We start from the raw sequence: 25,614 nt of genomic DNA, 5'->3' as shown, positions 1-25,614 counted from the left end.
ACAACCGGCCCGTGCGGGTTAGGTATTGACGCGATATTTTTAAGCTGCCGCGATAGTTGTAGCCGGCAAGGAGCCTGAGAAAAAATGGCCGACGACGAGATCATCCTTTCGGAACTCTCCGACGACGAATTGGTGCAGCAGATGCACGACGATCTTTATGACGGGTTGAAGGAAGAAATCGAGGAAGGCACCAATATCCTTCTCGAGCGCGGCTGGGCGCCTTACAAGGTGCTGACCGAGGCTCTGGTCGAAGGCATGCGCATCGTCGGTGAGGATTTCCGCGACGGCATCCTGTTCGTTCCCGAAGTGCTGCTGTCGGCGAACGCGATGAAGGCCGGCATGTTCATCCTGCGTCCGCTGCTTGTCGCCACCGGCGCGCCGAAGCAGGGCAAGATGGTGATCGGCACCGTCAAGGGCGACATCCATGACATCGGCAAGAACCTGGTCGGCATGATGATGGAAGGTGCCGGCTTCGATGTCATCGACCTCGGCATCAACAATGCGGTCGAAAAATATCTCGATGCCATCGAAAAGCACCAGCCCGACATCATCGGCATGTCGGCGCTGCTGACGACGACCATGCCTTACATGAAAGTCGTCATCGATACGATGAAGGAAAAGGGCATTCGCGATGACTATGTCGTGCTGGTCGGCGGTGCGCCGCTCAACGAGGAATTCGGCAAAGCCGTCGGCGCCGACGCCTATTGCCGCGACGCCGCGGTGGCGGTCGAGACCGCCAAGGACTTCATGAAGCGTAAGCACAACGTCCGCGCTTCGGCTTGAGCCAACAAAATCGGCACCGACGAGAAAAGCCGCGCCTTGCAGTGCGGCTTTTTTATTCCCAAATGTTTGAAATCGTGCAGATCAGGGTTTCTTGACGGTATCGTCAACCGCCTTCGCAGTGGATTTGAGATCCTTGCCGACGCCGCGCACCGTGTTGGCGCAGGCTGAAACAGCCAGGACGCAGGCGAGAATAGCGATTGGCGCAACGCGGAACAGTTTCATGAATGGTGTCTCCCTCAGGATATAAATTCGCTGGACAGCAACGAAGATGGATTAGACTGGTTCCATGACTACCGCGCGAAAACAACAATCCGATCAAGGCGACAGGCTGCTCGTCATCGCCTGCGGGATGATTGCGCGCGAAATTTTGGCGGTCAAGGAACAGCTCGGGCTCGACCATCTCGACCTGACCTGCCTGCCGGCGGAGTTTCATTTCTATCCGGACCGCATCGCGCCGGCCATGGACAAGGCTATCGAGAAGGCCAAGACCGACGGCTACCGACACATCTTCGTCGGCTATGCCGATTGCGGCACGGGTGGCCTGCTCGATCGGATCTGCGAGAAGCACGGCGTCGGGCGTATGGCCGGGCCGCATTGCTTTGCCTTCTACCAGGGCATGGATGCCTATGCGAAGGTCGCCGATGACGACATGATGTCGTTCTACATGACCGATTTCCTCTGCCGGCAATTCGATGCATTCTTCATGAAGCCGCTCGGCCTGGACAAGCACCCGGAGCTGATCAAGGACTATTTCGGCAACTACGAGAAGCTGATCTATATCGCTCAGACCGACGACCCGGAACTCGACAAGGTCGCCGAAAAGGCGGCGAAAATGCTCGGCCTCGCCTATGAGCGCCGCTCGACCGGCTACGGTGACCTGACGAAGGAACTGGCCAGCGCCGCAATCCTGGCTTGACGATACTTCTAGGCAAAGCCTTCTTCAGCTTCGATGCCGGCGAGCACATCGGCAAAGCTCGTCTTGCAGACGAAACCCAGCCGGTCCCTCGCCCGCGACGCGTCGTAGACCCGGTCGATCGACGAAAACATCGTCCAGCCTTTCTTCGCGTAGAGCGCCGGATAATCCGGAAAATAGCGTGCGATAACCGACGGTGCGTCGGCGATCAATGCCGCGCAATCGTCGGGCTGGAACGGTGTTGGCGCCGAAATGATGAAGATGTCGAAGCCCATTTGCGGCGCTTTCTCCAGAGCAGCGATGTGGGCGTCGGCTGCGTCCTCCACCGTCAGCCGGCGGAACAACAGCTCATTGGCCTTGGTGTTGGCATCCGACTGTTCGATCACATGAGCCATGTCGTCCGCCTCGGGAAAGAACCGGGCGGTGCGCAACACGATCACCCGCAGGCCGAACTGCAAATGATAGAGACGGCAGAGATGTTCGGCCGAAAGCTTGGTGACGCCGTAGATGTTGCGCGGTTCCGGCGACATCTCTTCCGTCAGCCAGGCGGCTTTGCGCGCGCCGCCGGTGAAGCCGGCGCGAATGGCTTGCGAGATCATCAGTGACGTCGTCGAGGTAAAGACGAAGCGTTGAACGCCTGATGCCACCGCCGCGTCGAGAAGATTGAGCGTGCCCTGCACGTTCGTCGCCACGAAATCGCTGTTGCAGTGGTTCTCGATGTTAGGCTTGTGCAGCGCACCGCTATGGATGATCGCCTCGATACGGTTTTCGCTGACCGCTTGCATGACCAGATCGCGGTCGGCAATCGAGCCGACAATCTGCGTTTGCGCCGACGCAACGGGATCGAGGCCGATGACGTCATGGTCAAGCGCCCGCAGGCGCGGCGCCAGCGCGCTGCCCAGCCAGCCTGACGATCCCGTCAGCAAGATCCGCATCGATGAAACCACGATTTTTGACCTGACGCTGTTAAGCACGGATGACAGGTCGCCGCGAACCGGTAAGTTATGCGCCAGACAAGAAAACAGGCTGTTCCAGCCATTCACGGGAAACGCACCGATGATCGCTCGTCTCTTGATTGCCGCAGGAATTGTCTGCTTCGCCCTGCCCGCGCTCGCCGATGGCGAGGTGCAGAAGCTGATCACCGCCGCGGACAAGGCGCGGCTCGACAAATATGACGAGACGCGCAAGGCAGCCCTTGAGGAAGCCAAGGCGGGCGATCCCGCCGAGGTCAAACAGCTCGACGCGCTTCTGGCGAAGCCGCTGGTCGCCTTTTCCGACAAGGATCTAACGGGCAACTGGCAATGCCGCACCATCAAGGCCGGCGGATTGAGCCCGCTCGTCATCTATGGCTGGTTCAAATGCAAGGTGAGCGACGACGGTTCCGGCTGGAGACTGGAAAAGATCACCGGCTCGCAGCGCACCAAGGGCCGCTTCTTCGACGATGGCGAGAAACGCGCGATCTATCTTGGTTCCTTCTACGTTAACGACGATCCGGCAAAGCCCTACGGCAGCGGCCCGGAAAGCGATCAGGTCGGCTATGCCTTCCGCAACAGCGCCAGCGAATGGCGCATCGAGTTCCCGGCGCCCTATTACGAATCGAAGCTCGACATCCTCGAATTCAAGCGCTGAGCCCTCCGATCACCAAGGGTTAACCCGGTCAGCCTAGCATTCGCGCGCAAAGAACAGGTCTTTGTGGGGTCGCGAAGTATGGCACGGTCGAAACCAAACCAACGGCCGATCGTCGTCGTCACCGAAGGCGGCCCGCATATTTGGGCGATCGTCAACGCCGTCGCCGATCAACTCGGCCCGGTCAGCGTCATCCTCGAAGCTCCTGAATCCAAAAAGCAATTGCTTCTCGCCCGGGCGCGGCGGCAAGGCTGGGCCTCGGCCATCGGTCAACTCGGCACGATGATGCTGACGCGCCTCGGCAAGCGCTTCTTCGCCGGCCACGCAGCACGGCTCGCCGTCGGGGAGAAGCTGCAAACCGAACCGAAGCCTGGGCAAACGATCATCCATGTCCCGTCGGCCAACGCGCCGGAATGCCTGCAGGCGATCGCGGAAATCCAGCCGGGTGTGGTTCTGCTCGCCGGCTGCCGCTTGCTGTCGCGGCAGACGCTGGCAAAAATCCCTTGCCCGGTCCTCAACTACCATGCCGGTATCGCCCCGAAATATCGTGGCATGAACGGCGGCTACTGGGCGCTGGCTTCAGGCGATGCGGAGAACTTCGGCACCACAGTGCATCTCGTCGACGCCGGCGTCGACACTGGCGGCGTGCTGCGGCAGGCGCGTGGCAAACCGCAGCCGGGCGACACGATTTCAAGCTACGCGTTGCGGCAGGCGGCGTTCTCGCGCGACATCTGCGTCGAAGCGGTCAGGGATGCGCTGGCCGGCAAGCTCGGCACGGTCGATCCCGGCCTGCCTTCGAAACAATGGTATCATCCGACGGTCTGGTTTTATCTCTATACCGGGATAAAGAACGGCGTCTGGTGACGCGCCGATTTACCGGACAGCCACCCGCCACTAACATTGCGTCATGAGCGACATCGACCACCGCACCATCATTGCCGGCCTTTCGGTCGAGGACCGTCGCGACCTCACCGCCAGGCTTGACCGGCCAGGCATTGTCCGGCTGGCCGTCCATGGCGGGATGGTTATCCTGCTGGGCGCGCTGATCGCCGCAGGCATCCCGTTCTGGCCGCTTCTGATCTTGCCGCAGGGAATCCTGATCGTCTTCTTCTTCACGCCGTTGCACGAGACCATCCATGAAACGGCGTTCAGGACGGCGTGGCTCAATCGCGCTGTTGCCGCCGTGGCCGGCTTCCTGATCCTGCTGCCGCCGACATGGTTCCGCTATTTCCATTTCGCCCATCACCGCCATACGCACGACCCAGAAAACGACCCCGAACTGATGGCGCCGAAGCCGGAGACGGTCGGTCAATATCTGCGCTATCTGTCCGGCGGCCCCTATTGGATAGGCATGGCCCGCGTGGTCGCGACCAACGCGGCTGGCCGCAATCGCGACGGCTTCGTACCGGAAAAGGGTCGCGGCAAGGTGGTTGCCGAAGCACGGCTGTTCCTGACTGGCTATGCGGCGTTGCTGGCCTCATCTCTGCCCGTGCAATCCGCACTGGTGTTGTGGGTCTGGATCGTGCCGGTGCTGGTAGGACAGCCGTTTTTGCGGGCCTACCTGCTGGCCGAGCACGCGTTGTGCCCGCATGTCGCCAACATGCTCGAGAACACCCGCACCACCTTCACCACAAGGCTGGTGCGCTTCGTCGCTTGGAACATGCCGTACCATTCGGAGCACCATTCCTATCCGGCCGTTCCCTTCCACCGCCTGCCGCGCTTCCATGAGATCGTCGCGGGGCATCTACGCACGACCGAACGAGGTTACGTGCGCTTCCACAGGAAGCTGGTCGGCAGCTTCGATGGCCGCGCCGGCTGACCAGTGCTGGAAGAAACTCCGCTTTCAGCCGCGGCCGTCGATTGCGTCGCTTTTGAAGGCCCCCGCGTCGTCCCATAACAAGCAGCCCAACAGCGCTTCCGGCAATGCTCGAAACCACTGCATCGGCCCAAAACATCGGAATCGATCTTCGGAGGGCACGATGCAGCTGAGTTAGGTGGTAGAGCATCGTTTATGCGTTCGATTGGACGCGCGGCGTTCTACAGGAGCAGGAATTCATGGCCGATCTTATCGTCGTCTACTGGCGCGACATCCCCGCCCAGGTCATCGTCAAGAAGGGCCGGCAGAACGCCAAGCGCGAACTGCCATTGCGCTTCACCGAGGCGATCGACATGTGCGCCATGCGCACCGGCGCCGGCGGCACCGACGACTATCTTGCCGAATGGCGCAAGGCAGAGCCCATCCCGGTCGGTGACGATCTTGAAGCCGAGGCCGAGAGAGCCCTTCAGGAACTTGATGCGAAATACGACCGTGAGCGGCTGGTCGCTCTGGTCAAGGCGGGCGGCAAAGAAAATGTCTGATCCCCAATCAATGCCGGTGACGACGGCTCAAGCCGGCGTGACCCAGGCGACCATCGTCAAGAACGCGGCGCCGAAATCCGACTACAAGCCGGCCGACGTGTCGCCGCAGCGGCGCGTGCAGCGCTCGTTTGCGGTGCGGCTTTGGTCGGTGCGGCATTCGCGGCTGCTCGAATGGTTCTACGCCAGGTTTGCCGACATGTTCCTGACTCTCCACCCGCTATGGAAGGGCATCGGCTACAGCCGTGTCGAAGGGCCGGTGAAATTCGTCGAGAAGCGCGTCAAGGGATTCATGTTCGACTGCCGCATGTGCGGCCAGTGCATCCTATCCTCGACCGGCATGTCGTGCCCGATGAACTGCCCCAAGCAATTGCGCAACGGCCCTTGCGGCGGTGTCCGCGCCAACGGCAATTGCGAGGTCGAGCCAGACATGCCTTGCGTCTGGGTCAAGGCCTGGGAAGGCTCGCGGAACATGGTGCATGGCGACAAGATTTTGGACGTGCAGAAGCCGGTGGATCAGTCCTTGCGCGAAACTTCCGCCTGGCTGCGGGTGACCGCGCAGGCCGCGGCCGCCCGCAATGCGGCCCAGAACACTACTAACACCGGAGCGTCGGCATGATCGGCCGCCAGCCAGACGAGAATCCGGCCGGCATCCATTTGCCGCTCGATCCCCTGCCCGGCCACACCTCCCGCGGCCGGCTTGAGCGGGTTCTGCGACGCGGCGAGTTCGCAGTGACGACCGAGCTCAATCCGCCCGACAGCGCCGATCCGGAAGACGTCTACAACCGCGCCAGGATTTTCGACGGCTGGGTCGACGCCATCAATGCCGTCGACGCTTCCGGCGCCAACTGCCACATGTCGTCGGTCGGCATCTGCGCGCTGCTGACCCGCATGGGCTATGCCCCGATCATGCAGATCGCCTGCCGCGACCGGAACCGCATCGCCATCCAGGGCGACGTGCTTGGGGGTGCTGCGATGGGCGTCGCCAATATGCTCTGCCTGACCGGCGACGGCGTGCAGGCCGGCGACCAGCCCGGCGCCAAGCCGGTGTTCGATCTCGACTGCATGTCGCTGCTCGAAACCTGCCGTATCATGCGCGACAACGGAAAATTCCTGTCCGGCCGCAAATTGACGACCCCGCCGCAGCTTTTCCTTGGCGCGGCCATCAACCCGTTCGCGCCGCCGATCGATTTCCGGCCCTATCGGCTTGGCAAGAAGATCGCTGCCGGCGCGCAGTTCGTGCAGAGCCAGTATTGCTTCGACGTGCCGATGCTCCGTACCTACATGCAGAAGGTCCGCGATCTCGGCTATACCGAGAAATGCTTCATCCTGTGCGGCGTCGGGCCGCTGGCCTCGGCCAAGACGGCCAAATGGATCCGCTCCAACGTGCCGGGCATTCACATTCCCGATCAGATCGTCAAGCGCCTGGAAGGCGCTCAGGATCAGAAGAAGGAAGGTAAGCAGCTCTGCATCGACATCATCAATGAGGTGAAGGAAATTCCCGGTGTGTCCGGCGTTCATGTGATGGCCTATCGCCAGGAAGAATATGTCGCCGAGATCGTCGACGAATCCGGCGTGCTGAAGGGTCGCCGGCCATGGAAGCGCGAAATCCGCCGCGACGACCAGCTCGTTGCCGACCGGCTCGACCACATACTGCATGACGACCTCACCGAAACCCAGGTCGACATGGTCAAAACCGCGCATTGACAGCGCGAATCGTCAGCATTCGCTTGATCACAAACAGATAACGATATAAAGAACTCTTTATATCACGATGGAGAGATTTCATGACCCGCACCATCGTCGCCTCGGCGACACGAGAAATCATCATCGGCTTCGATCAGCCCTTCTGCGTGATCGGCGAGCGCATTAATCCGACCGGCCGCAAAAAGCTCGCCGCCGAAATGATCGCCGGCAATTTTGAGACCGTCATCAAGGATGCGCTGGAGCAGGCCGCCTGCGGCGCGACCATGCTCGACGTCAACGCCGGCGTCACCGCAGTCGACCCCAACGCCACCGAGCCGGCGCTGCTGGTGCAGACGCTGGAGATCGTGCAGGGCCTGGTCGATCTGCCGCTGTCGATCGACTCCTCGGTGACCGCCGCGATCGAAGCGGCGCTGAAGGTCGCCAAGGGCCGGCCGCTGGTCAATTCCGTCACCGGCGAGGAGGAAAAGCTCGAAGCCATCCTGCCGCTGATCAAGAAATACAACGTTCCGGTCGTCGCCATTTCCAACGACGAGACCGGTATTTCGATGGACCCCGATGTGCGCTTTGCCGTCGCCAAGAAGATCGTTCAGCGCTGCGCCGACTTCGGCATTCCGGCGCATGACGTGGTCGTCGACCCGCTGGTCATGCCGATCGGCGCGCTGGGCGATGCCGGCCGCCAGGTATTTGCCCTGCTACGCCGGCTGCGCGAGGAGCTCAAGGTCAACACCACCTGTGGCCTCTCCAACATCTCATTCGGCCTGCCGCACCGTCATGGCATCAACGCCGCCTTCATCCCGATGGTGATCGGCGCCGGCATGACCTCGGCGATCATGAACCCGGTGCGGCCGCAGGAAATGGAAGCGGTGCGCGGCGCCAACGTGCTGAACGGCACCGACGAGAACTGCACCAACTGGATCAGGACATACAAGGACTACAAGCCTGCTGAAGGCGGCCAGGCCGTTGCCGCCCGGACGCAGGTCAACGCGCCGGGCGATGGCAATGGCAATGGCGGACGCAGGCGCGGCGGCCGCGAAGCGCGGATGGCCCGGGGTTGAGCCATGGCTTGGCCGACACGATATGGGTTTACGACTGGGAGGAACCGAAACACAGCGGCATCGCTGCCGTGGCCAAGACCCGAGCAGCGTAGAAAGTAAAGTCTGGAACGAATGAACTCTCCCGTCAACATCACTGATCCGCTCGTGCTGTTCATGCCGTCGGGCAAGCGCGGGCGGTTTCCGGTCGGCACACCGGTTCTGGATGCCGCGCGCCAGCTTGGTGTCTACGTCGAGAGCGTGTGCGGCGGGCGTGCCACTTGCGGGCGTTGCCAGATCGAGGTGCAGGAAGGCAATTTCGCCAAGCACAAGATCGTCTCCTCCAACGATCACCTCTCGCCCAAGGGCGCCAAGGAAGAGCGCTACGAGCGCGTTCGCGGGCTCCCCGAGCGGCGCCGCTTGTCCTGCTCGGCACAGATCCTCGGCGATCTCGTCGTCGACGTGCCGCAGGACACCGTTATTAACGCGCAGACTATCCGCAAGGACGCCGATACCAGGGTCATCGCCCGCGATGCGGCTATCCGCATGTGCTATGTCGAGATCGAAGAACCCGACATGCACAAGCCGCTCGGCGACCTCGACCGCCTGAAGATCGCGCTGATGAAGGACTGGGGCCTCAAGAGCCTAGATTTCGATTTCCATCTGTTGCCGCAGGTGCAAGGCATTTTGCGCAAAGGCAACTGGACCGCGACGGCCGCCATCCACAAGGACACCGACAGCGAGACCGCGCGGGTCATCGCTCTGTGGCCTGGCCTGAAGAACGAGGCATACGGGCTTGCCTGCGATATCGGCTCGACCACGATCGCCATGCATCTGGTGTCGTTGCTGTCGGGTCGGGTCGCCGCCTCGTCGGGCACCTCCAATCCGCAGATCCGCTTCGGCGAGGATCTGATGAGCCGCGTCTCTTACGTGATGATGAACCCGGACGGCCGCGAAGGCATGACGGTCGCCGTGCGCGAGGCCATTTCGGGCCTCGTCGACAAGGTCTGCGCCGAAGGCAACGTCCAGCGTAACGATATCCTGGATTCCGTTTTCGTCGGTAATCCGATCATGCATCATCTGTTCCTCGGCATCGATCCGACCGAACTCGGCGGCGCTCCCTTCGCGCTAGCCGTCTCCGGCGCCGTGCACATCAAGGCATCGGATATCGGCTTGAAACTCAACCAGGGCGCCAGGCTTTACATGCTGCCTTGCATTGCCGGCCATGTCGGCGCTGATGCGGCTGCAGTGACGCTGTCGGAAGGCCCGCATCGGCAGGACGAGATGATGCTGATCGTCGATGTCGGTACCAATGCCGAGATCGTGCTCGGCAATCGCCAGCGGGTCGTGGCGGCCTCCTCGCCAACCGGCCCGGCCTTCGAGGGTGCGGAAATCTCCGGTGGCCAGCGCGCCGCACCGGGTGCAATCGAACGCGTCCGTATCGATCCCGAAACGCTGGAGCCGAAATACCGCGTTATCGGCTCGGAACTCTGGTCCGACGAGCCGGGCTTCCTCGACAGCGTGCAGGCGACCGGCGTCACCGGCATTTGCGGCTCCGGCATCATCGAGGTGGTAGCCGAGATGTACCTCGCCGGCATCATTTCCGAGGACGGCGTCGTCGATGGATCGCTGAGCGGCCACTCGCCTCGCGTCGTCGCCAATGGCCGCACCTTCTCCTATGTGCTGAAGGAAGGCGAGCCCAAGATCACCATTACCCAGACCGACGTGCGCGCCATCCAGCTTGCCAAGGCGGCGCTTTATGCCGGAACCAAGCTTTTGATGGAAAAGCAGCACACCGAACATGTCGACCGTATCCATTTTGCCGGCGCGTTCGGCTCGTTCATCGATCCGAAATACGCAATGGTGCTGGGCCTGATCCCGGACTGCGACCTCGACAAGGTCTCGGCCGTCGGCAATGCGGCCGGCGCCGGCGCCCGCATGGCGCTCCTGAACCGCGGCTATCGCCGCGAGATCGAGGAAACCGTCAGCAGGATCGAGAAGATCGAGACGGCGCTGGAGCCGAAATTCCAGGAACATTTCGTTTATGCCATGGCGCTCCCAAATAAGATCGACCCGTTCCCCAAGCTGTCGGCGGCGGTGAAACTGCCGCCGCGCAAGACGGTGAGCGAAGACGGCATTGCCGGCGACGCTGCCCCGCGACGGCGTTCGCGCGAAGGCCACGCCGCGCGGCGCGGGCGGGGATGACTCGCCTCCGCTCGGCTGTCAGCCTTTCTATTTTCATTTGTATGCAAATGTTTCCAGATCGCGCCGATCTGGAAACGAAATCGCGTTTTCGTGAAATCCGCCAGATACATGTGCGGAGCATTTAACCGGCATCGAACGGCAGGCAGAAACAGTTGTCGGCCACCGCAACGCTCCAAAGGAGATCAAGATGTCGATGTTCGGAAGCCTCGGCCGCTATGGTGCGGCCTTCAAGAAAACACGTGAAGCGCGCAAGTCGCTGCGCATCCTCAACAGCTTGCCGCCTGAGATCCAGAAGGACATTGGCTGGCCGGTGTCGCCGCGTTCGAGCGAAAGGCAGCTTTCGGTCGGCTGGGGCATGCAGCGCGGATGAACTTCATCGACAAATGCAAGCTGCTTGGTATTCGCCGGGGCCGCAATGCGGCTCCGGCTGCACCCAGCAATTGGCTGCGCGCCGCACTGCCGCCGCGGCGCTGAGCTGCCCAGGTGGGCTGGCGACTTCATGGACCGGAGGCTTTATCGCCAGCTGGAGTCAAACCACCGTGTTGAGATTGCATAAATATTGACTTTTTTGGTGGCGACACAATCTTCAAAATAGTCGGGGGTTCTCTTAGTCGGCTCCGCCGAAGTCCGTGTATCTGCATGCCCAGTCTCAAAAGCCACGTCGTTTCGTTCGTGCTCAGGTACAGCCGTAAGAAGGCGTTTTCCAGCCCGGAGAACCTGCAGCGCTGGATCGCCTATGCGCGCAAGACGGAAAACCATCGGCCGCCTGCGTCGCTGCGGTCGCGCCTGGAGATCACAACCTGCACGATCAACGGCTTTCCCGTCTACGAGATCGCGCCCAAGGCTGGTGAGCGGAGGCGGATTCTCTACCTGCACGGCGGCGCTTACGTCTTTGAAATCACCCCCTATCATTGGCGGCTGATCGCCGACATGGCCGACCGCCTCGGGTTCGGTATCACCGTGCCGATCTATCCCATTGCTCCCGAACACGATTTCCACGCCATGTTCGGTATGGTCGGCGCCGTCTACCGCCAGATGTTCGGCGAAACCAGGGCAAATGACATCATCTTCATGGGCGATTCCGCCGGCGGAAACATGGCTGTCGTGCTGACCATGATGGCTGCGCAAGACGGCCTGCCCTTGCCATCACGCCACGTGCTGATTTCGCCCGGCCTCGACGTGTCGCTCGCCAACCCAGAAATGTATGAGGCCGAACGCAACGATCCGTGGCTGGGCATTGCCGGCGGCCGCGAGGCGATCCGGCTTTACAGCGCCGGCATAGATCCCACCGACTGGCGCATCAGCCCGGTTTACGGCGACCTGTCGGTGCTGCCCAAAACGCTGCTGCTGACCGGTTCACGCGACCTGCTCACCCCCGACAATCTGATCTTCGCGGAAAAGGCGCGCGCGGCCGGCGTCGAAATAGAGGTCGTCCACGAGCAAGGCATGTTCCATGTCTGGCCGTTGATCGACATGCCGGAGGCGCGGCGCGCGCGGGACAGCATCGTTGCGTTCTTGACCAACGAAACTGACAGTTATCATGCCAAGGCAGGAGAGTTGTCGCTGCAAAGGCCAGACCGCGACGGAACCCCTCGCGATCTGGTTGCGCCGCTCAGGTCGTAGTTTGGCTCAGAACTTCCCAGTTTCCCTGAACATCTCAAACGTCGCGCGGATATGGTCGGCGACTGCCTTCACCGGCGCGCTGGCGTCCGGCGTCACCACCATGGCAAGGTTGTAGGTGCCGATGTCTGGCATGCCGTCCTTCGGGCACAGCTCGACCATATCACTGCCGAGGAACGATTTCGGCAGCGGCGCGACTGCAAGATCCGCCATGATCGCGGCGCGCTGGCCGGCCGTGTGCGCGCTCATATAGGCGATACGGTAGTTGCGGCCCTCGCGGCCAAGCGCCTCCAATGCACCCGCCCGCCAGGCGCAGCCTTCTTCCCACAAGGAGACCGGCAGCGGCTCGCGCAGATGCGCACAGCCCCCCTTGGCACCAGCCCAGACGATAGGCTCGGTGAGCAGTACTTCGGCGCCGATCGCGCTGGTCTTGTATGAGTTGGTGAGCAGCGTGATGTCGAGTGCCCGATCGTCCATGCGACGGCGCAGGTTGACGCTCTGGTCGATGGTGACGTCGACCGCGATGGAAGGATGCGACTGTGCGAATCGCTTCAGCACATGCGGCAGCACACGTTCGCCATAATCGTCCGGCGAGCCGAGCCGCACCACCCCGACAATGTCTGGAATGATGAACTTCGACACCACCTCGCGATTGATCGACAGCAGCCGGCGCGCATAGCCGAGCAACATCTCGCCATCGGTGGTCAGCGTCACCGAACGGGCGTCGCGCGCGAACACCGAGCGGCCGAGAATGTCCTCCAGCTTCTTGATCTGCATGGAGACGGCCGACGGCGTGCGGAAGACCGCATTGGCCGCAGTGGTGAAGCTGCCGGTCTCGGCGATTGCAACGAAAGTGCGCAGAACGTCGAGATCGAGCAGCGGCAGCGGATGATTGAGTGGGGCGTTCATGGCAAGCGACCTTCAATTTTTCTGATGCAAACCATCATTCCATTTCGTTTGATTGAACATCAGTTTGGGAGGATAGTCAACTCCATCGAAGGCAGGACGCATCGAAGTGGTCCCGAAACAACCATGACACGGACCTGCAATCGACACGAAATGAAGCTGAAACAAACCCGGTGTACCGCCTGACGCTGCAAGCGCCGGGACAATCCCGGCCCAACGCGAAGGAGAATGAGATGTCTATCCTGTCATCCATCGGTCGGATCGCGACCGAGTTCAGCGAGGCCCGTGCCCGCTACCAGACGGAACGAGCCATCCGCGCGCTGCCGATTGAACTGCAGAAGGATATCGGCTGGCCCGAAGCTGCCGATGCCAAGACCGGCACTCGCCATGGTGTGGGATCTTGGGCTGGAGCAAAGTAAACCGTGTGTATCAACAGCTGAGGCCTGCCGCGCAGATCAGCCCGGCAGGCCTTTTTGTTTGTATTCAAATGATTTTCCCCGAGCCATGTCGCCGTCGCATGCCGCATATGAGCAAGTCGCATAGCAGCCCGCACTGGCAATCAACACATTGTAAATAATCGAAAATCCTGGGCAGGTTGCCCAAATTTGTCGCATTCCGTGTCGCTTTTCATATCAAGTGCTTCGCTTTTGCGATTTAGTTTCCCCTCACGTAAGCCTATATGATCATCAACAAACGAGCTGCCCCACTCCATCAAGCGAAGGCGACCCGTCTGAGCAACTGAATGGAGATGATCATGAAGCTTTTTGCCCGCCTCTTTGCCCGCCGCGAAATGAACCTGACGACCGCGCTCGAGCGCCAGCGCCTGGCCAACACCATGCCCGGCCAGACCGGGGCCATGGCTGCCGCGCGCCTCGGCTTCGTCGCCTGAGACAGCAATCCTGGCGGAAGCAGCCCAGCGCTGCTTCGAAGTCGATCCAGCGCCGCCTCGGTTTTGCCGAGGCGGCGTTTTCGTTCGCAGACTGCGTAGGCTCGTTGGTCGATCCGGCGGCCTGTCACGTTCCTTCGCCGCACAGCGATTGCCCATTTGCGACCCATGTCGCAAATAAAGTCGCTCCGTTGCCATCTAGCCAATTGACAGGAAACGTTTTTCCTGATGTCGCTATGCTGATCGCGACATCCTGTTCGCGCCATTGCAGCGTGAGGATCTACCCGTGAACGTCGTAAAGCACCCGATCCGGCGATCGTTCGTATTCTTCCTGGTCCCCGATTTCACCATGATCGCCTTCGCAACGGCGCTCGATCCGTTGCGTTCGGCCAACCGCATGCTCGGCTATGAAGCCTATCGCTGGCGGCTCGCCAGCATCGACGGCAAGCCGGTGCGCGCCTCGAACGGCGTCGAATGCGCCGTCAACACGTCGCTGGAGGAAGAGCGCAAGAAGATGTCCGGACCGGACCGGCCGAACATGGCCATCGTCTGCAGCGGCATCAATGTCGAGCGCTACCAGAACAAATCGGCCTTTGCCTGGTTGCGCGAGGAGTACAATCGTGGCGTAGCCGTCGGCGGCCTGTGTACCGGCGCGCATATCCTGGCGGCAGCAGGCCTGTTGTCCAACAAGCGCTGCGCCATCCATTGGGAGAACCTGCCGGGCTTTTCCGAGGCGTTCCCCAAGGCCAATGTCTTCGCCGACCTCTTCGAGATCGACCAGAACATCTACACCTGCGCCGGCGGCACCGCCGCCCTCGATATGATGCTGAAGCTGATCGGCGACGATTTCGACGAGAGCCTCGTCAACCGTGTCTGCGAGCAGGTGCTGACCGATCGCGTGCGCAGCCCAACCGACCGCCAGCGCCTGCCGCTGCGCGCGCGCCTTGGCGTGCAGAATTCCAAGGTGCTGACCATTATCGAGCTGATGGAAGCCAATCTCTCCGAGCCGCTCTCGCTGATCGAGATCGCTGACCATGTCGACCTGTCGCGCCGGCAGATTGAGCGCCTGTTCCGCACCGAGATGGGGCGCTCCCCTGCCCGTTACTATCTGGAGATCCGCCTCGACCGCGCCCGGCACCTGCTGATCCAGTCGTCGTTGCCGGTGGTCGAAGTGGCGGTCGCCTGCGGCTTTGTTTCCGCCTCGCATTTCTCCAAATGCTATCGCGAGTTGTACGCCCGCTCGCCGCAACAGGAACGCGTCGACCGCAAGCAGCTTCTGGCGGCTTGATCCAGCACGTTTCGCGGGCGGCCGAAATTGTCATGACATTGTCTGGCGACATGTGGTATCCGGCAATCGAGAGGTATCAATGACGACCAGAACCACCAGATCGGAAAAACTGGACTTGCGCCTTACCCCCCAGGCAAAGCGTACACTCGCAACCGCCGCCGCGACCGAACGCCGTTCGCTCAGCGATTTCGTGCTTGAAAGCGCGCTTGCGCGAGCCGAAGAAACATTAGCCGACCGGCGCAGCTTCCATCTCGACGCCGAAAAATGGGTCGCGTTCATGGCAGCGCTCGACGCGCCAACGCGTGATCTCCCCCGCCTCAAGCGCCTATTGAACGAACCAAGCATCTTTTCCGGTCGCGATCCGGCGTGAGCGAATTCCAGATCGAGAAACTGGCCCGCAAGCATTTGGTGGACATGTTCGACTGCGGTGAAGAACCGCTCAATCGCTTTCTCGTACGCTATGCATTCCAAAACCAGCAAGCCAATGCTTCGCAGACCTACATTGGTCTCTCTGGCGAGGCTGTGATCGGCTTTTACACCCTGGTCGTTGGTGAAGTTAAATATGAGGGTGCGCCCGAGCGATTGACAAAAGGTCTCGCACGCCATCCGGTGCCTGTAATGCTGCTGGCGCGTCTTGCGGTCAGTCTGGACTGGCAAGGCAAAGGCGTCGGCGGCGGACTGTTGCGCGATGCCGTTCTGCGCTGTTTGCAGGCGGCCGATATTGCAGGTATCCGCGCGGTTGTCGTCCACGCCAAGAACGACGGCGCCCGCACGTTTTACGAGCGCTACGGATTCGTGCAATCGCCGACGGACCCGCTGCATCTATACGTACTTATCAAGGACTTACGAAGTCTCTGAGCCGTTCAGGCGCCTTGCTGACCCGACTATATCTGCGCCGTGCGCATCGCCTCGACGCGGATGTCTTCCGTCAGCTGCGCCTTCAGTGCCGAAAACTCCGGGCTGGTCTTCAGCGTGTAGTGGCGCGGATGCGGCAGGTCGACGGCAATGTCCGATTTGATGCGGCCCGGCCGTGCCGTCATCACGACCACGCGCGACGCCATGAAGATCGCCTCCTCGATGTCGTGGGTGACGAACAGCACCGTTTTTTGCCGGCGCTCCCAGATGCCGAGAAGCAGTTCCTGCATCAGCCCGCGGGTCTGGTTGTCGAGTGCGCCGAACGGCTCGTCGAGCAGCAGGATCTCCGGATCGTTGGCCAGTGCCCTGGCAATCGCGGTGCGCTGCTGCATGCCGCCGGAAAGCTGCTTCGGCCAATGGTTTTCAAAACCTCTCAGCCCGACGAGATCGACGTAAGAAGCGACGATTTCATTGCGCTCGTGCTCGGCCATTCCACGTTCGCGCAGGCCGAAGCCGATGTTCTCGGCGACCGTCAGCCACGGAAACAGCGTATAGGACTGGAAAACCATGCCGCGGTCTGGACCGGGCCGGTCCACCAGCCTGCCGTCGAGCATAACACGTCCCCCACTCAGCGCTTCGAGGCCGGCGACGATCCTGAGCAGCGTCGACTTTCCACAGCCGGATGGCCCCAGGATGGTGATGAAGTCGTTGGCGGCGACCGCCAGATCGATCGGCATCAGCGCCTTGACCGGCTGCCCACCGCCGACACCAGTGAAGGTGCGCGAGACGCCTTCGATGACCAGCTTGCTCACGCCAGGCTCCATGGAAACAGCCAACGGTTGAGCGACTTGAAGGCGAAATCGGACAACAGCCCGATCAGGCCGATGACAATGATGCCGAAGATGATCTGCCCTGTCGCCAGCCGCGACTGGCTGTTGATGATCATGTAGCCGATGCCCGACGACGAGCCGATCAGCTCGGCGACGATGACATAGGTCCAGGCCCAGCCGAGCACCAGGCGCAGGGTTTCGGCGATCTCGGGCGCATTGGCCGGCATGATCACGCGCCGCACGATGCCGTTGTCGGACGAGCCAAGCGTGTAGGCCGCCTCGACCAGGTCGCGCCGTGTGCCGCCGACCTTGACCGCGATGATCAGGATGATCTGGAACACCGAGCCGACGAAGATCACCAGCAGTTTTTCGAGCTCGCCAACGCCCGCCCACAGGATGAGCAGCGGAATGAAGGCCGATGCCGGCAGATAGCGGGCGAAGGAGACGAACGGCTCCAGGAACGCCTCCACGGGCTTCCAGGCACCCATCACGATGCCGAGCGGCACGGCAACGATGGCCGCCATCAGGAACCCGCCGAAGACGCGCCAGATGGTGATAAGGATGTCGAGCCAGAAGCGGTCCTCGACCAGCAGCCGCCAACCGTCTCTCACCATCGACAGCGGATCGGCAAGGAAAATGCGATTGACGTGGCCGCCGAGCGTGATCCACGCCCAGAACGCCACGAACAGCACGAAGAACGAAATGCCGAGCACGGTTCGAATGCCCGGCGAGACCGGATGCAAGGGGCGCGGCATCTTCGACCGTCCTCTGATCGGAATGAAAAAGCGGCGGCGCACGCGCCGCCGCCGGGCGACAATCCCGCCGTTAGTCGGCGACGGCGCTGGTGTCGGCCAATGTCGATACGTCGGGAGCTTCCTTGATCAAGCCCATCTGCAGCAGAAGCTCGCCGGCGGTCTTGGAAAAGTCCTGGAATTCCTTGGTGAAGAACTGCTTGTTTTCAGCCTTGTCGGCCCATTTCAGGTATTTTGCCGACTCTTCGAACTCCTTGGCCGACTGCTTCACGTCGGCGCCCATCGTCTCATAGGATTTCGCCGGGTCGCTCTTTATCAGGTCAAGTGCCTCGAAATAGCTGTCGGCAAGCGCCTTGGCCGCATCCGGATTGGCCTTGAGGAACTCCGGCGTGCAGCCGACCGTGTCGAGCACCATCGGATAATCGAGAGTGGTCACAAGGATATGGCCCTGGTCGGACTTTTCGCGCACCGCCGAGATGAACGGCTCATAGGTGACCGCCGCATCGTTCTGTCCGGCGAGAAACGCCTGCGCCGCCGCGTCCGGCTCCAGGTTGACGACCGTCACGTCCTTGGTCGACATGCCGTTCTTGTTGAGCACCCAGGCCAGCATGAAATAGGGCGACGTGCCCGGCGCCGAGGACGCGACCGACTTACCCTTGAGATCGGCGACGGTCTTGATGTCGTTGCGGGCGACGATGCCGTCGGCCCCGTAGGACTTGTCGAGCTGGAATATCTGCTTGGTCGTCACGCCGTTAGCGTTCCAGACCAGCCAGGTCTCGACTGTAGTGGCGGCGCATTGCAGGTCGCCGCTGGCGATGGCGAGGGGCCGACTGGCTTGCGGCACCTTCTTCAAGGTGACGTCGAGGCCGTGCTTTTCGAAGATGCCGGCCTGCTTGGCGAGCGTCAGCGGCGCAAAGCCGGTCCATCCACTGATGCCGATGCTGACCGATGTAGCGGCGGTGGCCGGCGCGGACAATCCGACGGCAAGCGTCAAGCTTGCTGCAAGAATTCCGATCTTGTTCATGTCGGTTCCCCTTTTTTGTTCGGATGGAGAATTGTGTCACAGACGCGCACAGGCTTGTCAATGAAGCAGATGCTGCACTGCGGTATGTCACCACCGGCAGCAAACTTCGCCATTAGCGGGTGTTGTACATCCAGCTGCGGTCGCGCCACATTTTTTCGCCGACCAGGCAGTCGGTGACGGGGATGTCCTGTGCCAGCACCAATGGCGGATGCGCCGCCTCTTCCGCCGCTCGCTGCGGCGAGGCCGGACCGGCAAGCTCCAGCACCAGCTTGCGGCGGATGGCCTCCGGAAACTGCGTCCAGTCATTGACCGGGATCATGAAGGAGCCCGGCCCGCCGATGACGCAGTCGCTGTAGTAGCGGTCGAGATTGTTGACATCGTAGGCGCTGGTGAACCCGCCCCTGGTCATCAGCGGCAGGCCGTTGACGGTGATGCCCTGCTTGATCACGGCGTCGCGGGTGATATCGACAGGTGCGCCCTGGTTGTTGGGGCCGTCACCCGAAATGTCGATCACCCGCTTGACGCCCTGGAAGCCGCTTTCGGCAAAGAGATCGCTGGCGAATTCCAGCGCGCCGGAGATCGAGGTGCGCCTGGCACTGGCCGGCGGATGAGCGGAAAGCTGCGCTGCCAGCCGTTCGGCGTCGGCACGATTGGCGATCACCGTCCACGGCACGACGACCTGCTGCCAGGTCGCGCCAGCCCATTCGACATAGGTGACGGCAATCTTGCCATGAGCGCCTTCGCCGATTGCCTGCAGGACATCGTCATGCGTCAGCGCCGCCGCATAGCCATGACGCTGGATTTCGAGCTCGTCCGGCGACATGGACAAGGATACGTCGACTGCCAGCACCAGTTCGACATCGACCGGCTCGGCGGCGCGGGAGATTGCCGCTGGCCATAGCACCGACGCCAGCGCGGCGGCACCCGAGACGAAATGTCTTGCACTGGCAAAACCAGACATGCCGCACGTTAAGCGAAAATCGCCGATCGACAAAGAGAAAGCCCGGTGGAGAGCCGGGCTCACTCGGTCACATTTTTGCGACCGTCCCAATGCTTAGCTGCGCGGATTGAGGTTCTCCGGGTCATAGAGCGGCCTGTAGCCGACGGCGGCCACTTCGACCGGGTATTTCTCGCCGAAATATTCGACGTTCAGCTTGCGGCCCTCCTGGCAATACGCCCAGGGCAGGTAGGCGAGCGCGATGTTCTTGCCGAGGGTCGGACCATAGGCCACCGAGGTCGTGAAGGAGCGGCGGCCGAGCTCGTCGACGAGCGTCTCACCGGTTTGCGGGTCCATCACCGGCATCGTGCCGACCGGATAGCGCGGAACGCCGTTGGAATCGGTATTGTCTGTCATGATAAGCGTGCAAAGCATGGCCGGCTGGTGCACCCGGGCGCGATATTCCAGATGCTTTGCCTTGCCGCAGAAATCGGCCTCCTTGACCTTCGGTCGGGCAAGGTCGGCTTCCAGCAGATTATATTCGGTCAACAGATCCGCGTTTTGCAGACGCAGGCTCTTCTCCATACGGCGGCTGTTGGCATAGGTCTCGACGCCAAAGGCCATCACGCCGGTCGACCGCAGCGCGTCCCAGACGGCGAGGCCGTCCTCGTAGCGCATGTGCAGTTCCCAGCCTTGCTCGCCGACATAGGAGATGCGGAAGGCGGTCACGTCCTTGCCGGCGATCCTGACGGGCTTGATCGCGGCAAAGGGAAAATTCTCCGGCGTCAGCCCGTCGGGGTTTTCCACGCACTTGCCCAATGTCGCCCGCGCGTTCGGACCCCAGATGCCGATGGTCACGTACTTCTCGGTCACGTCGGTGACGGTAACGTCGAAGCCTTTGTCTTTTGCCGTCCGGCGCATGTACTGGAAGTCGCGCGGCCCGGCATCAGCGCCGTCGATGACGCGGCAGCGGTCGGCCATGCGGATGACGGTCAGGTCGGCGCGCACCATGCCTGCCTCGTCGAGGAAATGGGTATAGATGCCCTTGCCGATATTGCCGTCACCGCCGATCTTTGCCGCGCACAGCCATTCCATCAGCGCGACATGGTCCGGGCCTTCGACGTCGTACATGGCGAAATGCGACAGGTTGACGATGCCGCAATCCTCGCTCATGGCTAGATGCTCGGCGTTCGAGACGCGCCAGAAGTGGCGGTTATCCCATTCGTTTTGGCGCACCGGCACCCGGTTGCCGTATTTCTCGAGCAGATGCTCGTTGGCGGCGTAGCCATGGGCGCGCTCCCAGCCGCCGAGCTCCATGAAATAGCCGCCGAGTTCCTTCTCGCGCTCCCAGAACGGCGAGCGGCGGACATTGCGAGCCTTGGAGAAGGGCTCGCGCGGATGGACCGCCGGATTGTAGACCTTCATCGCCGTTTCAGTGCAGCGGTCCCAGATGAACTGCTCTTTCGTCTGGTGCGGATAGAAGCGCGAATAGTCGATGGCGTGATGGTCGATCGCCGTGCGGCCGTCTGTCATCCAGTCAGCGATGAGCTTGCCCATGCCGGGACCGTCCTTGACCCAGATCGCCACGGCATACCAGAGGCCCCTCACCTTCTGGCTTTCGCCCATCGAAGGGCCGCCGTCCGCCGTCACCTGCAGCAGCCCGTTGAAGGAATGGCTCTCATTGTAGCCCAGCTCGCCCAGGATCGGCGTCAGTTCCACGGCCCGCTCGAGCGGCGCCAGGATCTGCTCCATGTCGAGATCGCGCTGCGACGGCGAAAGCCGTGCCTCGTTTTTCTCGAGAATATCGCGCGGATGGCAAAGGCGCGGATTGGTCTCTTCGTAATAACCCCATTCGATCTGCCCGCCTTCGGCGGTCTTGGGATCGCCGGTATCGCGCATATAGGCCGAATTACCCTGGTCGCGCAGCAGCGGCCAGCCGATCTCCTTGCCGGTGCCGGCGAACTCGGTGTACGGCCCGAAGAAGGTGAGCGGGTGGTCGATCGGCATGACCGGCAGGTCCTCGCCCGCCATTTCCGCGATCAGCCGCCCCCAAATGCCCGTGCAGACCACGACGTAGTCGGCCTGGATGGTGCCGCGGTCGGTCACCACGCCCTTGATGCGGCCGTTCTCGATGACGAGCGACCTGGCCGAGGTGTTGGCAAACGCCTTGAGTTTGCCCGAGGCTTCCGCCTGGTCGACCAGCTTGCCGGCGACTGTCTGCGAACGCGGGATGACGAGGCCGGCATCGGGATCCCACAGGCCGCCCTGTACCATCTGTTCTTCGATCAGCGGGAATTTTTCCTTGATCTCGGCGGGATCGATCAGGCGGGCGCGTGTGCCGAAGGCCTTCGCCGAGGCGATCTTGCGCTTGATTTCCGCCATGCGGGCGTCGTCGCCGACGCGTGCGACCTCGAGGCCGCCGATGCGGGCGTAATGACCCATCTTTTCGTAGAAATCGATGGAATAGAGCGTCGTCCAGCACGAAAGGAAATCATGGCTGGTCGTGTAGCAGAAGTCGGAGGCATGCGCCGTCGAGCCGATATCCGTCGGGATGCCCGATTTGTCGATGCCGACAATATCGTCCCATCCGCGCTCGATCAGGTGATGGGCGACCGATGCGCCGACGATGCCGCCCAGCCCGACGATGACGACCTTCGCCTTTTCCGGAAACCCTGCCATTGCCCGCGACTCCAAGATGCTATTGCGAGCAGACTATAGGTCGGCGCGGCGGCGCGCTTGCAGCCTGTTTGCGACATCGCCAAAAAAGCCCGCGCCACCAGCTCGTCGAATGCAGTTGGACCTACGCCTTCACCCTGCTCGGTACGAAAGCGCTGCTAGAGCCCGTTCTGCGCAGCTTCGAAGAAAAGTGAATACCTTCATCGCCGACTACTGGAAGTAAATAAAAGGCCGGGCGTTTGCCCGGCCTTCAAAAATCATGGCGTCGACTTTACTTGATGCGCGCGACGCCGCCCGAGATCTCGACGGTTTCCGAACCCGTCAGCGCCTCGAGGTCGCCATTCGGCAAGGTAACAAAACAGCCGCTCGGGCAAAATTCCACGGTTTCGCCGGCGGCCAGCGCCAGCTCGGTCTTGCCGCCGCCTTCCGTCACGATCAGCGTGCGGGTCTCGGCGTCCTTGTTGACCGCGCTGGCGGCATGGGCCGAACCGCCCACGGCCAGAAAAGCGATGGCGGCGACGAGAGACTTCCACATTTTGCAGTATCGGTGTTGCCACCGCCTCTGTTGCATTTCGCAAGGCATTCTCGCCGTTTGCAGGTGAGCTTATATGCAATGCAAGCTGAACAGCAACTGAATGCCGCATTCATGCCGCAATTGATTTCCGAAGCTTGAAGGCAAGCTCCAAACGCTAGTCAGGATCGGGCTTGCGTACCTTGCGTTCCGACTTGGCGAGACGTTTCGCCTCGACCGCCGCTAGAGCTTTTGCTTGTTCCCGTTCGGCGAATTCGACTTCGATCTTGTCGTCGTCGATCGGCCACGCCTCGTGCTTTTTGGTCTCGACGACGGCGCGCGGTGTCGACGGAATTTCGATATGCTGGTCGGCGAACACATCGAAGATGGCAAAGCGGATGTCGTTCTGGACGATATTGCCACTAAGAACGTCTGCCAGGAACACGCGGATCTCGAATTCGAGCGCGGCCGGGCCGAAATTGGAAAACAACACAAAGGGTTCCGGGTTCTTCAGCACCAGCGGATGGCTGCGTGCGATCTCCAACAGGACGCCATGCACGTGCTTGACGTCGCTGCCATAGGCAACGCCGACCTTGATGTCGATGCGGCCGAGCTTGTTGCGGTGCGTCCAGTTGCCGACCGCATTGTTGATCAGGTTTGAATTGGGCAGGATCACCGATTGCCGTTGAAACGTTTCGATCTCGGTGGCGCGCACGCTGATCTTCTTGACCGTGCCGCTGATGTCGCCGGCGACGATCCAGTCGCCGACCTTGAACGGCCGCTCGGCCAGCAGGATCAGGCCCGACACGAAATTCGAGACGACATTTTGCAGGCCGAAACCGATGCCGAGGGACAGGGCGCCGGCGACCAGCGCAAGATTGGAGAGGTCAATACCAGCCGCCGAGATGCCGACCAGTGCCGCGACCGCGACGCCGGCATAACCGACCGCCAGCCGGATCGAATTGCGCACGCCGGTGTCGACCCGGCCGCGCGCCATCACCGAGCCGTCGAGCCAGCCCTGGAACCAGCGCGTGAGGAAATAGCCGATAATGAAGACGACGACGCCGGTGAGAATGCCGGTGACCGAGATCGTCACCGAACCGATGGTGAGGCCGGTCGCCAGCTTGTAGGCCCAGGCCTGGATGTCGCCGGGCTGGAAACCCCACATCAACAGGATCAGCGGCAGGAACACCAGCACAATCATGATGTTGATGGCGGCGCTGACGACAAGCCCGAGCTGGTCGAGGGCGGTCTCTTCGTAGCTTGAATTGGCCGCTAGCCAGCGCCCGATCGAAGTTTTGGCGAACCCGCCTTCCTCGCCGATCGCCCGCGCCGACAGGAAACCGATATAGGCGGTGACCAGGATCGTGCCGGTGACTACGACCTGCAGCGAGACGAAAATTGCAAGGCCGATATAGCCAAGCAGTGCCGATGCGATGGTGAAAAGGCCTAGCGCGATGGCGGTGTAGCGCAGCCACGCCGGCCATGGGCGCCAGCTTCCGTCGGGAGCCTTGAACGGCTTCAGCAAGCCCATCAGGATCAGGATGATGCCGACGATGATGGTGGCGATGAAGCTTCTGGCGATGGTCAGCGACAGTGGCGAGCCCATCTTGTCGTTCACGACCGACAGGAAATAGTTGATGCCGATGGCGACGGCCATAGCGGTCGTCAGCCGCACCAGCCAGCGCGCCGGGCCGGTTTCGACCGGGATCAGACGCCAGTTCGGCAGTCGGGGCTCGAGCGCTGCGTTGGTCAGGCGGTTGACGCAGAACACCACCGCGACAACGGCAACCAGCGAATTCAGGAAGATGCCGATGTCACCGCGTAAAACGTTGTAATAATTGAAGAAGAAGATCGTCGAGACAAGGAAGGCGCCGACCGCCAGCGTCGGCAGCAATGTCGACCAGAACGCCACCGACAGCCGGCTGAGATAGGAGGGGTCCTCGACGGAGGGATCCGCTTCGAAGACGCGGCCGAACAGGCGTCGGCCGCCGATAAAAAGCACTGCAGCGAATGCGAGCGCCATCAAAGTCGCGGCAAGAATGGCCTGGAACTTGAACTTGAAGGCGAAGCTCAGCCAGGACGAGACCGCCTTATAGAAGCCGGAAAACTCAGCGTTGGCGTCGGAAAAGACTTCGGGGCTGAGCGCATCGGACAGCACGTAGCGCTTGGTAAGCACATTGCGAAACAGCTCGCTGCGCATGTTGCCGATCTTCTCGATCAGCCCACTGATGCGGATCGACAGGTTCTGCGCGCTGGCAATAACGGCGTTGATCTCGGCTTTTTCGGAAGCCAAGGCCTGGCGTTCACCGGTTACGATGTCTGGCTCGGCCGGCTGGCCCGCGGCCGGCGGAGGTCCCAGCACCTCAATCCGATCGTTGATATCGCCGAGACGCGAGCGGAACGCTAGCGCGCTGGTGAGCGCCGCCCGCGACAGATCCTCCAGTTGCAGACGGATTTCCACCAGGGTGGCATCGTCTTGGCCGTCCTGCTGTATTTTCTTCTCGAGACCGTCGGTCTTGGCCGTCAGACTCTGGATGACCTTCTGCTGGTCTGCGATCAACCCGGCGGCGCCCTGCCCGAGTGCCTGCGCCATTGCAACGAACGACGGCGGGGCCGAGACGACAAGCGCAAGAATCAAGACCAGGCGGAGTAAACGAAAGAACATGACTTTTCTGGCGACTCGCGAGCGGCATCGGCAGTTTTGAA

The 25,614-nt window shown here is 61.6% G+C and carries 27 protein-coding genes; 17 read left to right on the top strand and 10 right to left on the bottom strand.

Going from position 1 to position 25,614, the window contains the following annotated elements; all coding sequences use genetic code 11:
- Positions 1-84: 84 nt before the first annotated feature.
- Positions 85-783, top strand: coding sequence for a cobalamin B12-binding domain-containing protein (locus NKH50_RS01500; RefSeq protein ID WP_023676506.1), 699 nt, complete (start codon positions 85-87; stop codon positions 781-783).
- A gap of 81 nt (positions 784-864) precedes the next feature.
- On the opposite strand, the gene NKH50_RS01495 is transcribed toward NKH50_RS01500, so the two are convergent.
- Complete coding sequence (locus tag NKH50_RS01495; protein ID WP_352490716.1) at positions 865-1,005, bottom strand: EncA/B family entericidin; 141 nt, start codon at positions 1,003-1,005, stop codon at positions 865-867.
- Positions 1,006-1,069: 64 nt separating this feature from the next.
- Between NKH50_RS01495 and NKH50_RS01490 the strand changes: the two genes are divergently transcribed.
- Complete coding sequence (locus NKH50_RS01490; protein WP_352490717.1) at positions 1,070-1,699, top strand: DUF1638 domain-containing protein; 630 nt, start codon at positions 1,070-1,072, stop codon at positions 1,697-1,699.
- 8 nt (positions 1,700-1,707) lie between these two features.
- Here the strand turns inward: NKH50_RS01490 and NKH50_RS01485 are convergent, their stop codons facing one another.
- The gene (locus NKH50_RS01485) at positions 1,708-2,631 is read right to left on the bottom strand and encodes an NAD-dependent epimerase/dehydratase family protein (RefSeq protein WP_352490718.1); all 924 of its coding nucleotides are present in this window, start codon (positions 2,629-2,631) and stop codon (positions 1,708-1,710) included.
- 121 nt (positions 2,632-2,752) lie between these two features.
- Between NKH50_RS01485 and NKH50_RS01480 the strand changes: the two genes are divergently transcribed.
- The 10 genes from NKH50_RS01480 (at position 2,753) to NKH50_RS01435 (ending at position 12,243) form a co-directional block, all read left to right on the top strand.
- Positions 2,753-3,325 (top strand): DUF4893 domain-containing protein, encoded by a 573-nt coding sequence (locus tag NKH50_RS01480; RefSeq protein ID WP_352876205.1) that lies wholly within the window; start codon positions 2,753-2,755, stop codon positions 3,323-3,325.
- A 78-nt stretch (positions 3,326-3,403) separates the two neighbouring features.
- Positions 3,404-4,186, top strand: a complete 783-nt coding sequence (locus NKH50_RS01475) for a formyl transferase (protein ID WP_352710342.1) — start codon at positions 3,404-3,406, stop codon at positions 4,184-4,186.
- Between the two features lie 43 nt (positions 4,187-4,229).
- Positions 4,230-5,141 (top strand): fatty acid desaturase family protein, encoded by a 912-nt coding sequence (locus NKH50_RS01470; protein ID WP_352490720.1) that lies wholly within the window; start codon positions 4,230-4,232, stop codon positions 5,139-5,141.
- Positions 5,142-5,377: 236 nt separating this feature from the next.
- Complete coding sequence (locus tag NKH50_RS01465; protein ID WP_352876201.1) at positions 5,378-5,680, top strand: virulence factor; 303 nt, start codon at positions 5,378-5,380, stop codon at positions 5,678-5,680.
- Complete coding sequence (locus NKH50_RS01460; RefSeq protein ID WP_352490722.1) at positions 5,673-6,296, top strand: methylenetetrahydrofolate reductase C-terminal domain-containing protein; 624 nt, start codon at positions 5,673-5,675, stop codon at positions 6,294-6,296. The genes NKH50_RS01465 and NKH50_RS01460 overlap by 8 nt, the downstream gene beginning before the upstream one ends.
- A complete protein-coding gene (locus NKH50_RS01455) occupies positions 6,293-7,384 on the top strand; it encodes a methylenetetrahydrofolate reductase (protein WP_352876198.1) in 1,092 nt (363 codons plus the stop codon). Before NKH50_RS01460 ends, NKH50_RS01455 begins: the two co-directional genes overlap by 4 nt.
- Positions 7,385-7,464: 80 nt before the next feature.
- Positions 7,465-8,439 (top strand): methyltetrahydrofolate cobalamin methyltransferase, encoded by a 975-nt coding sequence (locus NKH50_RS01450; protein WP_023676516.1) that lies wholly within the window; start codon positions 7,465-7,467, stop codon positions 8,437-8,439.
- A gap of 111 nt (positions 8,440-8,550) precedes the next feature.
- Positions 8,551-10,620, top strand: a complete 2,070-nt coding sequence (locus tag NKH50_RS01445; RefSeq protein ID WP_352688163.1) for an ASKHA domain-containing protein — start codon at positions 8,551-8,553, stop codon at positions 10,618-10,620.
- Positions 10,621-10,807: 187 nt separating this feature from the next.
- Positions 10,808-10,990: a hypothetical protein gene (locus tag NKH50_RS01440; RefSeq protein WP_352477599.1), complete on the top strand. Its 183-nt coding sequence runs from the start codon at positions 10,808-10,810 to the stop codon at positions 10,988-10,990.
- A 269-nt stretch (positions 10,991-11,259) separates the two neighbouring features.
- Entirely contained in the window at positions 11,260-12,243 is a 984-nt protein-coding gene (locus tag NKH50_RS01435; RefSeq protein ID WP_352876194.1) for an alpha/beta hydrolase, read from the top strand.
- A 6-nt stretch (positions 12,244-12,249) separates the two neighbouring features.
- On the opposite strand, the gene NKH50_RS01430 is transcribed toward NKH50_RS01435, so the two are convergent.
- The gene (locus tag NKH50_RS01430; RefSeq protein ID WP_023676521.1) at positions 12,250-13,149 is read right to left on the bottom strand and encodes a LysR substrate-binding domain-containing protein; all 900 of its coding nucleotides are present in this window, start codon (positions 13,147-13,149) and stop codon (positions 12,250-12,252) included.
- A 230-nt stretch (positions 13,150-13,379) separates the two neighbouring features.
- Between NKH50_RS01430 and NKH50_RS01425 the strand changes: the two genes are divergently transcribed.
- From NKH50_RS01425 to NKH50_RS01405, 5 genes are all read left to right on the top strand, one after another.
- Positions 13,380-13,565, top strand: coding sequence for a hypothetical protein (locus NKH50_RS01425; protein ID WP_023719925.1), 186 nt, complete (start codon positions 13,380-13,382; stop codon positions 13,563-13,565).
- Positions 13,566-13,900: 335 nt separating this feature from the next.
- Positions 13,901-14,035, top strand: coding sequence for a hypothetical protein (locus NKH50_RS01420; RefSeq protein ID WP_013894968.1), 135 nt, complete (start codon positions 13,901-13,903; stop codon positions 14,033-14,035).
- Between the two features lie 346 nt (positions 14,036-14,381).
- Entirely contained in the window at positions 14,382-15,320 is a 939-nt protein-coding gene (locus NKH50_RS01415; protein WP_302895626.1) for a GlxA family transcriptional regulator, read from the top strand.
- Positions 15,321-15,399: 79 nt separating this feature from the next.
- Positions 15,400-15,690: a type II toxin-antitoxin system TacA family antitoxin gene (locus NKH50_RS01410; protein ID WP_352477597.1), complete on the top strand. Its 291-nt coding sequence runs from the start codon at positions 15,400-15,402 to the stop codon at positions 15,688-15,690.
- Positions 15,687-16,178 (top strand): GNAT family N-acetyltransferase, encoded by a 492-nt coding sequence (locus NKH50_RS01405; RefSeq protein WP_352805187.1) that lies wholly within the window; start codon positions 15,687-15,689, stop codon positions 16,176-16,178. The genes NKH50_RS01410 and NKH50_RS01405 overlap by 4 nt, the downstream gene beginning before the upstream one ends.
- A gap of 26 nt (positions 16,179-16,204) precedes the next feature.
- On the opposite strand, the gene NKH50_RS01400 is transcribed toward NKH50_RS01405, so the two are convergent.
- The 7 genes from NKH50_RS01400 to NKH50_RS01370 all read right to left on the bottom strand — a co-directional run bounded on the left by NKH50_RS01400 (position 16,205) and on the right by NKH50_RS01370 (position 25,573).
- Positions 16,205-16,987, bottom strand: coding sequence for an ABC transporter ATP-binding protein (locus NKH50_RS01400; protein WP_352876189.1), 783 nt, complete (start codon positions 16,985-16,987; stop codon positions 16,205-16,207).
- Entirely contained in the window at positions 16,984-17,760 is a 777-nt protein-coding gene (locus tag NKH50_RS01395; RefSeq protein ID WP_352646927.1) for an ABC transporter permease, read from the bottom strand. Before NKH50_RS01395 ends, NKH50_RS01400 begins: the two co-directional genes overlap by 4 nt.
- 70 nt (positions 17,761-17,830) lie before the next feature.
- On the bottom strand, positions 17,831-18,781 hold the full coding sequence (locus tag NKH50_RS01390; protein WP_352738689.1) for an ABC transporter substrate-binding protein: 951 nt from the start codon (positions 18,779-18,781) through the stop codon (positions 17,831-17,833).
- A gap of 112 nt (positions 18,782-18,893) precedes the next feature.
- Positions 18,894-19,742, bottom strand: coding sequence for a DUF1194 domain-containing protein (locus tag NKH50_RS01385; RefSeq protein ID WP_352738691.1), 849 nt, complete (start codon positions 19,740-19,742; stop codon positions 18,894-18,896).
- Positions 19,743-19,835: 93 nt separating this feature from the next.
- The gene (locus NKH50_RS01380; RefSeq protein WP_352876184.1) at positions 19,836-22,397 is read right to left on the bottom strand and encodes a GcvT family protein; all 2,562 of its coding nucleotides are present in this window, start codon (positions 22,395-22,397) and stop codon (positions 19,836-19,838) included.
- 268 nt (positions 22,398-22,665) lie between these two features.
- Positions 22,666-22,929: a hypothetical protein gene (locus NKH50_RS01375; RefSeq protein WP_254818157.1), complete on the bottom strand. Its 264-nt coding sequence runs from the start codon at positions 22,927-22,929 to the stop codon at positions 22,666-22,668.
- Positions 22,930-23,083: 154 nt separating this feature from the next.
- Complete coding sequence (locus NKH50_RS01370) at positions 23,084-25,573, bottom strand: mechanosensitive ion channel family protein (protein ID WP_352876181.1); 2,490 nt, start codon at positions 25,571-25,573, stop codon at positions 23,084-23,086.
- Between the last annotated feature and the right edge of the window lie 41 nt (positions 25,574-25,614).

Source organism: Mesorhizobium sp. M1027 (assembly GCF_040318745.1).
In the GTDB taxonomy this organism is placed as follows: domain Bacteria; phylum Pseudomonadota; class Alphaproteobacteria; order Rhizobiales; family Rhizobiaceae; genus Mesorhizobium.
Note: the sequence above shows the minus strand (reverse complement) of the source record. Positions and strands in the feature narration are given on the sequence as shown.

What these genes read in the sequence shown, in the direction of transcription:
- NKH50_RS01415 (WP_302895626.1), top strand. Translation starts at nt 14,382, where the DNA reads ATGATCGCCTTCGCAACGGCGCTCGATCCGTTGCGTTCGGCCAACCGC.
- NKH50_RS01390 (WP_352738689.1), bottom strand. Translation starts at nt 18,781, where the DNA reads ATGAACAAGATCGGAATTCTTGCAGCAAGCTTGACGCTTGCCGTCGGA.
- NKH50_RS01375 (WP_254818157.1), bottom strand. Translation starts at nt 22,929, where the DNA reads ATGTGGAAGTCTCTCGTCGCCGCCATCGCTTTTCTGGCCGTGGGCGGT.
- NKH50_RS01480 (WP_352876205.1), top strand. Translation starts at nt 2,753, where the DNA reads ATGATCGCTCGTCTCTTGATTGCCGCAGGAATTGTCTGCTTCGCCCTG.
- NKH50_RS01475 (WP_352710342.1), top strand. Translation starts at nt 3,404, where the DNA reads ATGGCACGGTCGAAACCAAACCAACGGCCGATCGTCGTCGTCACCGAA.
- NKH50_RS01410 (WP_352477597.1), top strand. Translation starts at nt 15,400, where the DNA reads ATGACGACCAGAACCACCAGATCGGAAAAACTGGACTTGCGCCTTACC.
- NKH50_RS01465 (WP_352876201.1), top strand. Translation starts at nt 5,378, where the DNA reads ATGGCCGATCTTATCGTCGTCTACTGGCGCGACATCCCCGCCCAGGTC.
- NKH50_RS01450 (WP_023676516.1), top strand. Translation starts at nt 7,465, where the DNA reads ATGACCCGCACCATCGTCGCCTCGGCGACACGAGAAATCATCATCGGC.
- NKH50_RS01395 (WP_352646927.1), bottom strand. Translation starts at nt 17,760, where the DNA reads ATGCCGCGCCCCTTGCATCCGGTCTCGCCGGGCATTCGAACCGTGCTC.
- NKH50_RS01430 (WP_023676521.1), bottom strand. Translation starts at nt 13,149, where the DNA reads ATGAACGCCCCACTCAATCATCCGCTGCCGCTGCTCGATCTCGACGTT.
- NKH50_RS01435 (WP_352876194.1), top strand. Translation starts at nt 11,260, where the DNA reads ATGCCCAGTCTCAAAAGCCACGTCGTTTCGTTCGTGCTCAGGTACAGC.
- NKH50_RS01370 (WP_352876181.1), bottom strand. Translation starts at nt 25,573, where the DNA reads ATGTTCTTTCGTTTACTCCGCCTGGTCTTGATTCTTGCGCTTGTCGTC.
- NKH50_RS01495 (WP_352490716.1), bottom strand. Translation starts at nt 1,005, where the DNA reads ATGAAACTGTTCCGCGTTGCGCCAATCGCTATTCTCGCCTGCGTCCTG.
- NKH50_RS01470 (WP_352490720.1), top strand. Translation starts at nt 4,230, where the DNA reads ATGAGCGACATCGACCACCGCACCATCATTGCCGGCCTTTCGGTCGAG.
- NKH50_RS01380 (WP_352876184.1), bottom strand. Translation starts at nt 22,397, where the DNA reads ATGGCAGGGTTTCCGGAAAAGGCGAAGGTCGTCATCGTCGGGCTGGGC.
- NKH50_RS01460 (WP_352490722.1), top strand. Translation starts at nt 5,673, where the DNA reads ATGTCTGATCCCCAATCAATGCCGGTGACGACGGCTCAAGCCGGCGTG.
- NKH50_RS01420 (WP_013894968.1), top strand. Translation starts at nt 13,901, where the DNA reads ATGAAGCTTTTTGCCCGCCTCTTTGCCCGCCGCGAAATGAACCTGACG.
- NKH50_RS01425 (WP_023719925.1), top strand. Translation starts at nt 13,380, where the DNA reads ATGTCTATCCTGTCATCCATCGGTCGGATCGCGACCGAGTTCAGCGAG.
- NKH50_RS01385 (WP_352738691.1), bottom strand. Translation starts at nt 19,742, where the DNA reads ATGTCTGGTTTTGCCAGTGCAAGACATTTCGTCTCGGGTGCCGCCGCG.
- NKH50_RS01455 (WP_352876198.1), top strand. Translation starts at nt 6,293, where the DNA reads ATGATCGGCCGCCAGCCAGACGAGAATCCGGCCGGCATCCATTTGCCG.
- NKH50_RS01485 (WP_352490718.1), bottom strand. Translation starts at nt 2,631, where the DNA reads ATGCGGATCTTGCTGACGGGATCGTCAGGCTGGCTGGGCAGCGCGCTG.
- NKH50_RS01445 (WP_352688163.1), top strand. Translation starts at nt 8,551, where the DNA reads ATGAACTCTCCCGTCAACATCACTGATCCGCTCGTGCTGTTCATGCCG.
- NKH50_RS01490 (WP_352490717.1), top strand. Translation starts at nt 1,070, where the DNA reads ATGACTACCGCGCGAAAACAACAATCCGATCAAGGCGACAGGCTGCTC.
- NKH50_RS01500 (WP_023676506.1), top strand. Translation starts at nt 85, where the DNA reads ATGGCCGACGACGAGATCATCCTTTCGGAACTCTCCGACGACGAATTG.
- NKH50_RS01440 (WP_352477599.1), top strand. Translation starts at nt 10,808, where the DNA reads ATGTCGATGTTCGGAAGCCTCGGCCGCTATGGTGCGGCCTTCAAGAAA.